The organism is Kitasatospora sp. SolWspMP-SS2h, assembly GCF_003259315.1.
GTDB lineage: Bacteria > Actinomycetota > Actinomycetes > Streptomycetales > Streptomycetaceae > Kitasatospora > Kitasatospora fiedleri.
Genome location: NZ_QLLT01000054.1, coordinates 1 through 9,391 on the forward strand (window position 1 = coordinate 1; position 9,391 = coordinate 9,391).

The 9,391-nt window shown below is 73.7% G+C and carries 5 protein-coding genes; all 5 read left to right on the top strand.

The genetic code is table 11. From position 1 onward, the window contains the following. The coding region (locus tag K353_RS34110) for a hypothetical protein (protein ID WP_233533996.1) at window positions 1-262 on the top strand (262 nt) is incomplete at its 5' end. A gap of 3,289 nt (window positions 263-3,551) precedes the next feature. Then, window positions 3,552-4,796: an ATP-binding protein gene (locus K353_RS33335; protein ID WP_146616653.1), complete on the top strand. Its 1,245-nt coding sequence runs from the start codon at window positions 3,552-3,554 to the stop codon at window positions 4,794-4,796. Window positions 4,797-4,851: 55 nt separating this feature from the next. Further along, window positions 4,852-6,810, top strand: coding sequence for a Mu transposase C-terminal domain-containing protein (locus K353_RS33340; RefSeq protein ID WP_111557219.1), 1,959 nt, complete (start codon window positions 4,852-4,854; stop codon window positions 6,808-6,810). Further along, a complete protein-coding gene (locus K353_RS33345) occupies window positions 6,807-7,574 on the top strand; it encodes an ATP-binding protein (protein ID WP_233533997.1) in 768 nt (255 codons plus the stop codon). Before K353_RS33340 ends, K353_RS33345 begins: the two co-directional genes overlap by 4 nt. 869 nt (window positions 7,575-8,443) lie before the next feature. Further along, on the top strand, window positions 8,444-8,983 hold the full coding sequence (locus K353_RS34990) for a hypothetical protein (protein WP_199528327.1): 540 nt from the start codon (window positions 8,444-8,446) through the stop codon (window positions 8,981-8,983). Window positions 8,984-9,391: the final 408 nt, after the last annotated feature.

Genomic DNA, 9,391 nt, shown 5'->3' on the forward strand with positions numbered 1-9,391 from the left:
GCGTAGAGTGCGCGGTCGTCAGGGTTCTTGCGGGCTTGGGGGTGTGGTGTTCGGCTGGTGGAAGCGGGCGTTGTGGTGGCGTGCTGTCGTCGTGGTGGCGGGCGCGGTGTGGGCGCTGCTGGGAGACGCGCCTCTTTGGCAGCGGTTGGTGCTGGCGGCGCTCGTGGTGGGCGGCGCGGTCGATCTGCTTCTGGCCTTGATCGAACGGTTCGGGCCGCGGCACCGAAATCGCGCTGAGCAGCCGAAGACCGTGCAGCGGTAGACATCGGCCGGACCCCGGCCACGAATCCAGAAGGCTGGGGCGGCGACTTGCCCTGACACCGGTCAAGATCGCTTGTCAATCGGTCAAGGCCGCCTGTCAAAGGTCTGTCTCTCCTGCCCCCTGGCCCGGCGGGCCGCCTGCCATCCCCGCCCCGGGCCGCCGGCCGTTCCCGCCCGGGGCCGCCGCCGCCGAGCTGCCGCCGCGTTGACGGTGTGCCGGGTGCGGTGTCGGGCAGCTGCTCCTGGCCGCCGTCCCCGGGGCCGCTGCCGCCCGCCGCTGCCCGCTGCCACGGCCCCGTCTGCCGTCCCGGGCCGGTACCGCCCACCATTGGCCCGTACCGGCCGGCCACCGTCCCGCTGCCGGGCCGTCAGGCCCCGCGCCCCCCGGCCCCCTCGCCGCCTGCCGTCGACCGCCCCGCCGCCTGCCGTCGACCGCCGCCCGCCGCCACGGCACGCCCGCCGTCCCGCTGCGGGGTCGTCAGGCCCCGGCCCCCCGCACGCCCGCCGGTGCGGCCGTCAGGCCGGCACCCCCGCGCGGCCGTAGGCCGCCCGCTCGACCGGGAGGACCAGGAGCAGGAGCTGGAGGACCAGGTGGTGGAGGAGTTGGAGGAGCTGGGGGACCAGGTGGTGGTGGTGCCCGGCTGCGCCCCGTCCCGCTGGCCGCCCCGTCCCGCTGGCCGCCCTGCCCGGCGTCCCGCCCTGCCCGGCGTCCCGCCCCGCCGGGCCTGCTCCCTCCCGGCCCCGTGCCGTCCCGTGCCGTCCCGTGCCGTCCCGTGCCGTCCCGTGCCGTCCCGCTGGCCGCCCTGCCCGGCCCCGTGCCGTCCCGTGCGGCGTTGTGGGGGGTTTCGGGGACCGGCCCCGGATTCCACTGTCCGCGCCGCTCCTGGATTTCGTTGACTTGCCGCCGGGCCGGGTGGTGCTGCGCCCGTGTGCGGTGTTCTGCGGTGTTCTCCGGCGGTCCTGGATTTCACGGCGTGGGGCGGCGGCGGATGGCGCTTTTTCCGGTGCCGGTCGTTCCGTCCGCCGGGCCGGCTCCGGTGGTCTCCGTGACACACCCGGATTCCGCTGTCCCGGATTCCTGGGTTTCCCGGCCAAGTGGTCGTCCGGGGCGGTTCCGGTGGTCTGCCTGATTCTCTGTCGGGTTTCACTGCCGATCGGGCCGTGTTCGCTCTTCGGAGGCCGTCCCGCTCGTCTCCGGACCGAGTACCACAATCACATCCGCTTTCTCGCTCGCGACCCCGGCCGGTTTCCCTTGCGGGCGTTCTCCGGGGCGGCCCGATTCACCGCCCGCCGCCGCCCCGCCCGCCGTCCCGCCCGCCGTCCCGCCCGCCGCCCACTGCCCGCCGCCCACTGCCCCGCCCCGGCCGCCGTCCCGCCTCCACCGCCCGCCGCCGCTGCGCCCCGCCGTCTTGCTGCCCGCCGTCCAGGCTGCCGCTGCCCGCCGCCTCGCGGTCCCGGTGTGCTGCTGCTCTCCGGGGGCGCCACCTCCAGGAGGGTGGTGCCGGGGCGCACCCCCGCGAGGGCGCCCACGGGGGTGTGCTGTCGCCGCCAGGGGGCCGCAGGCCTCCCGCCCTTGCTCCCACCCGCCCCTGTTCCCACCGTCCCGGGCACCGGCACCGCGCCCGGTACCGCCACCACCCCGCCCCGCCGCGCCCAGGCTGTTTCCGCAGGTCAGACCCGGCAAGTTTGGCCGGTCCGGCTCCGACTTACCCCTGGGAGCCCCCCGACCCGGCCGACGAAGGAGGAGAGGGAGGGTGGTGGGCGGCGGCACCCGGGCTTCGGTGGCGCTGCGCTGGGCTGTTCTTCCTCCTCGACCGGGCGGCCGGGCCGGTGACCGGGCGGGGCCCGGGTCGTTGGGGAAGTCGACGGGCCCGGCCCCCACTGCCTGCCGGAGGCTGTCACGGGCCCCTGTCACGTCCTCGCTGGAGAGGGCGCGACAGGGGCCCCTGTCGCGCCCTGTGACCTCCACCGACACCCCCCGACCCCCCACCCGCGGCCTATCGCGACAGCCCCACTGCCACAGCCTCCGTCCGCTCCCGCCTGGGCCCGCCCGCAGGCCCGGCACCCTCGGCGGCTAGGGTCCACTCCACCGGGGTGCCGCGAGGTGCGTCAACGCACCCCGGTGCGGCGCTCCGGTCTGGCGCACACCGGGGGAGCGCCGGGCCGGGGCGCATACGCCACCGCGCACCGGTCATACGGGCGGTGCGGAACCCGCGCTGCTCCCGCTGTGCGTGCGATCTCCAGGTCCGGTCTCCGCCCAGACGCCGCCCCTGCGGTGAACGGCCGGGCTTCGAGCACGCGGCCGGGGCAGATCCCCAGGGGCGGCGTCTGTGCGCCTGCTTCTCTCGTGTACTGCCCGATGGGTTCTTGCGGGTGGGCGCGGATTGCTCGCTCTGCCCCTGTCCTGGTTTCGGGCGGGGGTTTTTATGTGCGGTTTTCCGGAATTCCTGTTGACCTGGTAATGCATTTCGGAATTCGGTTTGTCCGGGTTTGCGGGGTGGCTGGTTGGGGGCTGTGGGCGTGACCTGGGTGGTGTGGTGGGGGGGGGGGGGGGGTTGGTCGGACCAGTGGTGCGGGTGGTGGGTCGGGATGGGGTGGGGTGGGTCGGGTCGTGTCGGTGACGATGTGTGATGGTTGGTAGGGGTGGGAGTGGGGGGGGGTGGTGTTTGGGGGTCCGGTGTGGTCCGGTGTTTTCGTGGGTTTTGCGGGGTGCTTTGTGCTGGGTTTTCGGGGGCGGTCTGGGTGGTGGGGTGGGCGGTTTTTCGGGTGATGGTTCGGGGTGTTTTTCGGTGTGTTTTCTGCTGGGTGGTGGGGGTGGTGGTCCGGGGTGGGTGCCGGCGGCTGCTCCTGGGTCGGCTGCGGGCCGGTCCCTGGGCCGGGTGCTGGCCGGTTCCGGGGTCGGCTGAGGGCCGGTCGGCGGTCGCGCGGTCGGGATGCCGGCCTGTGAGTGGGTGGGGTGGTGACAGTGGGATGGTCAGCAGCGTGCTGGCCCAGGAGTGAGGGCGGTTGAGTTCGGCTGTTGCTTGAACAGGCCACGGACCCTGGCTGTCATGAGGTGACCATCTTGCTGCCACGTTCCGCGGATCGGGTCTAGCACACCAGGACCATGGCTGACATGGGGACGCTCATTCCTATGCGGCTGGCCGTGGTGGGGGTGTGGGCTGGTACCCATGTCCGCTGCGCCTCTGCCCGTGTCGTCCGATCCCGTCCCGAGGGCTGCCCAGGTGCCCGGGCCGGTGGAATCTCTGGTGTGTCGGTCAGGGGAACGGGCGTTGGTGCGGCGGGTGGTGATGAGTCGTCTGCTCGCGGTGGACGCGACGGGGAAGTTGTCGTCGGTGCATGTACGGATCGCTGCCGAGTCGGCTGGAGTGTCGGTACGCACGGTGTGGAACTGGCTGGCTATCGCACGCCGGTCGGGTCGTGTGGAGGCGGCCCCGCGTCGTGGCGCTTTCACGGTCACGGACACGTTCTGGGCCCGGCTTTCCGAGTTGGGCGGGAACGTCGCGGCGCTTCACCGGGAGCTGACCGGACAGGCTGCGTGCGATCCGGGGCAGGAGTCCGCGGGGCTGGTGCCGTCGTTGGGAACGCTGCACCGGGCGGTGCGCCGGGAACAACGGGCCGGCCGGGTGCTACAGGGCGTGCGGCCGGGGCGTGGCCGGGTGGAGTCGGCGGTGTATGACCGCGCGCTCGCGCAGCTGGCGTTGCCGGGCACGGTCGACGAGACCGGCCAGGCCCCGCCCCTCACCGAACCTGGCCTTCCCACCACACCACCCGACAGCCCTGCAGGCGCCGCGCCGCTGGGGGCGCGGTTGTACGTCCCCGGGGCCCATGTCGTTGCGACCAGCCAGCTGGGCGAGGTGGCCGAGGCGCTCACCCACACCGTGGCTGCGCGTGGGATCGCCTGCGTCTACGGCGACGCCGGCCAGGGCAAGACCGTCGCGGTCCACCAGGCCCTCGGCCTGCTGCCTCGCCGCCTACCCGTCCGCCAGGCCCACATCGCGGTGAAACCGGCCCTGCCGCAGCTGCGCGCGGCGCTGCTGATCGCGTTCGGCCTGCCGGCGACCGCGCTGACCAACCGCACGGATGCGGCCGACCGCGTGCTCATCGACGCCTTCACCACACCCGGGGTGCTGCTGATCGACGACGTCCAGCGCATCGCCGCCCCCGAACTGGACTACCTGCGCCTGCTGGCAGACGCCCCTACCACCCAGATGTCGCTGGTGCTGTGCGGCGCCGGCGCCGAGCGCACCCTGGCCCGAGCCCCGGCACTGGCCTCCCGCGTGCTGACCTGGCAGCACACCCCGCGCCTGGCGACCCCTCAGATCCCCGACGTCCTGCGCCTGTTCCACCCGCTGTGGCACACCGCCACCGACGCCGATCTCCTGCACACGGACGAGACCTGTGCGCGGGGGAACTTCCGGACCTGGGCGAAGATCACCTCCCACGCCTACGCGGCCTTGGACCAGCATCCCGGTGTCGGCGCCGACCGCGCGCTGCTGGCCCGGGCCTGCTCCCGTCTGGGCCCCAACCCCTGACCCCTCTCTCACCTACCGCCGCACCGACCGCCATCCGCCGAGGGGAAGGACCCTGGTGAACGCCTTCACCTTCGACGACACCGATGCCGCGGCACTCGTACCGGCCCAGGCCGAACCGGCGTTGGATGCGGTGTCGTTGAAGGTCCTGCGCGCCCCGGCGGTGCGGCGCCTGCTGGCCCTGCGGGCCGAGGGCGCTCTCACCCGGGCGCATGTGCGAACCACGGCGCAGTGCCTGGCGGTCTCCGACCGCACCGTGTGGCGGTGGCTCGCCGAGGCCGCCGACACACCCGCCACGGTCGAAGCCCCCGGGGAACGCCGTGCCGACAGGTTCGAGATCACCCCGCAGATCCGGGTGCTGCTGGCCTACTGGCGCGGCAACGCCTCAGCGGTCCACCGCGAACTCCTCGCCCACGCCCACCCCACCGCTACCCCCGCACCCACCGCCGCCCACGGCACCACTACGCCTGACGGTGCGACCTTCGACAACGCCGCTCCCACCACCACTGCTTCTGCCGTCTCCCATGACGCCACCACCCTGCTCGACGGCACCGGCACCGGCAGCACCGCCTCCACCCTCGCCTTCACACCCGATACGGCCCTCACCACCGCCACCTTCGACGCCGCGGCCACCGGCGATGCCGTCGACGCAGCTCTCCCGTCGCCATCCACACCCTGCACGCTCAACCCGGCCTGTACGGCCGGCACGGTGATCCCGGGCGGCGCGCCAGCGGCCGCGGTCCCCGCCCTCACGCGGGTGCCGTCGCTGGCCACCTTCCTGCGCGCGGTGCGCCGGGATCTGACACCGGGGGAGCTGGCCGGGTACCGCAAGGGCCCGGAGGCGGCCCGGGCGCTGGACGTGTTCGGCAAGCGCCCCCGTACCTGGCGCAACCACACCTGGGAGGGCGACCACGTCCAGGCCCCGCTGCGCGTCACTGCCGGCGGTCGGCTGGTGCGCCCCCACGTCACCTGGTTCATCGACTGCGCCACGAAGGTGATCACCGGCGTCGCGGTGACCCCGGGCGTCCCCTCGCGGGCCTCGATCCTGGTCGCGCTGCGCTCGGCAATCCTGCGCACCGGCGCCTACGGGCCGGTCGGGGGCCGGCCGGAGACCGTACGCATCGACCGCGGCAAGGACTTCCTCTCCGCCACCGTCACCGCCGCCTTCGACGCGTTCGGGACGGCCGTGGACGACCTTCCCGCTTACAGCCCCCACCTGAAGGGCAGCATCGAGAACCTGAACCGCAGCGCCGCGCGGATGCTGTTCGCCGCACTGCCCGCCCACCGCGCCAAGCAGCCCCGCCGCCGCCCAGACCGCCTGACCACCGCCCCGGCCATGTCCTTCGAGGACTTCACCGCCGAGGTTCTGGCATTCGTCACCTGGTGGAACACCCAGCACCACCCCGACGGCCTCCAGGGCCGCACCCCGCTCGAGGCCTGGAACGAGGACCCGACCCCGCTCACCGACATCCCGCAGGCCGACCTGTGGTCGTTCACGCTCGAAGACGACGCCCGCACCCGCCGCATCACCAGCCACGGCGTCCGCTTCAAGAGCCGCGACTACCTCGCCGACTGGATGACCGGACAAGCCGGCCGAGAAGTCAGGGTCCGCTTCATGCCCCACCACACCCACGAGATCGAGGTCTGCGACCCCGCCGGCCGCCGCCTGGGCACCGCCCACCTCGCCGACCACGCCACCCCCGAACAACTCACCGCGCTGCGCCAAGCGCGCGCCCGCCGCGCCGGGCGCCTTCGGACCGAGGCCAAGGCCGCCGAGCAGCTGCGCCATCAGCGCTTCGCACCTACTACCACCTCGGCCACAGCCCGCCTCCTGGACGCCGTCACCGCGCCCGAGGCGACCCGGGAACTGTCCCGCCACCACGAGAGCAGCCTGTCCGCCCTGGCCCTGCCCGACCTGATCCCGCCCACGCCCGCTCCGCCTGACTGGCCCACCCCCGCGACGGTGAGAACCGCCCGCCGCCCCAGTCCGCCGCCGCACCCCGAGGACGCCCCGTGACCCGCCGCCTGCCACCCCCGGCCACCGACCAGTACACCGCCCTGCCCGAAGCCCGCCTGGTTGCCACCCGCGCCCTGCTCACCGTGCGCGAGAACCTCGCCGACACCATCGCCGCCCGCGCCATGACCTGCATCCACGGCGGCGCCGGCTTCGGCAAGACCGTCGCGGTCACCAGCTGCCTGCGCGAACTCGAACCCGCAGAAGAGATCCACCGCATCACCTTCCACGCCCGCCCCACCACCCGCGCGGTACGCCACGAACTGTTCACCAGCCTCCAACTGCCGGGCCAGCCCCCGCGCTACGCCAGCGAGTTCGACCACCTCCTCAAGACCACCCTCGCCACCCACCCCCGCACCCTCGTCCTGGACGAGGCCCAATGGCTCTCCAGCGACCAGCTGGAGTACGTCCGCTACCTCTGGGACGACCCCTACACCCAGCTCGCCGTCGTCTTCGTCGGAGGCGAAGGCTGCTACCAGACCCTGCGCAGGGAACCGATGCTCTCCTCCAGGATCTTCATCTGGCAGCGCCTGGCCCGCCTCACCTCCGAAGAGGTCCTGGACGTCATCCCGCTCTACCACCCGATCTGGGCCGAAGCAGACCCCGCCGACATCGCCTTCGCCGACCAGCACGCCGCCCACGGCAACTTCCGTAACTGGGCACGGCTGACCGCCCACACCCACACAGCCCTCCAGCGCACCGGCCGCACCAGAGTCGACCAGGAAGTCCTCCGATGGGCCTTCAGCCGCCTTGCCCCGACCGGCTGAGACCCGAGGGAGCTGTTGCTGTGGGGGTGTGGTCGGCGCCGATGTCGGGCTGTCCCGGCCCCAGCCTCAGGCCCGCTGACCGTCCCCGTCCGGTCCCGGGGACTGGAGGCCCCGCCCAGTTGCCGCAGGTGCGGGGTTTCGTCGCGTACCGGTTGTCACGGCACCGTGCTGGCCCCCGCCCCGACCTCCCTCATGACCTCACAGCATCCTGGGCGCCCTATCCGCATTCCAGTAGACCAATCCGAGCCGGCGGACAGGCTCGGCGAGTGCCCGGGCTGGACTGCGGAGCGGCCCGGATTCGGCCACTTTGAGTAGCTGCCGCTCGGGTCGGGCCGGAGTGCGGGGCCGGTGGCCGCCTCGGCTCGCTTCCGCAAATCGACGGCCGGTCATAATGCACTCCCTTTCCGGTGTCGGATTCAGCCCGGGATTCGGCCTCTGTTCCACTGATGAGAGCCGCTTTCGAGGGTCCCGGAATTCGGCCAGGACCCGGGGGTGGGGTGGTTTTTGGCGGCCGGATCCGGCCCGGCCGCGCTGCTCCTGGCCGTCGTTCCCGGGCCGGTCCCCGCCCGCCCGCGGTCTGCCTGTCCGCCGCCAGGACGTCGCCGCCCCGTGCCGCTGCTGCGCCTTGCCGTGCAGGTGGCGGCCAAGCTGCCCCTGGTCGTCGTTCTTGGGGCGCCCGCCGCCCGCGGCCTGCCGGGCTCGCGCTGTTCCCGCCTCGCCCTGGGGTGCCGTCACCGCGGCTGCTCCCGTCGTGGCAACTCGCTGTCTTCGCCTGCCCGGGTGCGGGGTGGACCTGCGGGCTCTGCCCGCCGGGGGCAGCGACGTTCGGAGGGCTCCCAGCGGCGCTGAGGCGGGCCGAGCTGGGTGTCGTGTTCGTGTCCTTCTTGGTGGGCATGGTGGTGGGCATGGTGGTGGGCATGGCGACTCGGGCACACACGGACGGGGTACGGCTGGCCGGGCAGGCCGGACAGGTCAGGCGCGAGATCGGCAATGACTGGTGGATTCGGCTGGTATGCCGTCTGTCACACGGGCACTGGAGGGTGCATCGGGAGCGGCCGGTGGTCAGGGACCTGGGCTCGCCCTGGCAGGACACGGTGGCCTCGGAACGGACCGGGTGGCGCACGCGCGCGGCCTGGCTGCACGGCGAGCACGTCTTCGCGGTCGACTACCGGGTCTGCCGACGCTGTCGGATCGGGTGGGTGGAAAGCCCTGCCACCTTCGAACCGTACCGCCGCTGCGGCCTGGCCACAGCGGGCCTCATCGCTCTGCGCGCCGATCACCCCGGCCTGACCTGGCACACCCTCGGCGGGCACTTCCCAGTGTCCCAGCCCTTTTGGGAGAGCGTTGGAAGCGGCGTTCCCGGCGGCTACGCGCAAGGTGCCCTCTGCCCGCACGTTGATCGAGGCTAGCCGGACAGCCTCGGAAAGGAGATCGGCGCACCCACCGCCCCGGAGACACGTAGGCCTTGCGGCGTCCGCCCCCTGGTGCCGCGGGCATCCGGGCCCGCTGCCGGCCCCTTGCCGGGCCGCCAGGCCCCCGCCCCCGGCCCCCCCCGGTGCGGCCGCCAGGCCCCCGCCCCCGGCCACCCCCGGTGCGGCCGCCAGGCCTGCGCCCAGCGCGGCCGCAGGCCGCCCGCGCGCGGGCGGAGACCAGGAGGACCAAAGGTGTTGGTGGTGCCCGGCCGCGGCCCGCCCCGTCTGCTCTTGCTCGCCGTCCCGCCTCGCGCCGCTGCCGGGCCCTGCCGGGCTGCGCCCCGTGTCGTTGCCGTGTCCTGTCCGGCGTCGTACGGATGCCTGGAACGGGCCCCCGGATTCCAC

Coding starts and splice junctions, on each gene's coding strand:
- K353_RS33335 (WP_146616653.1), top strand. CDS start 3,552: ATGAGTCGTCTGCTCGCGGTGGACGCGACGGGGAAGTTGTCGTCGGTG.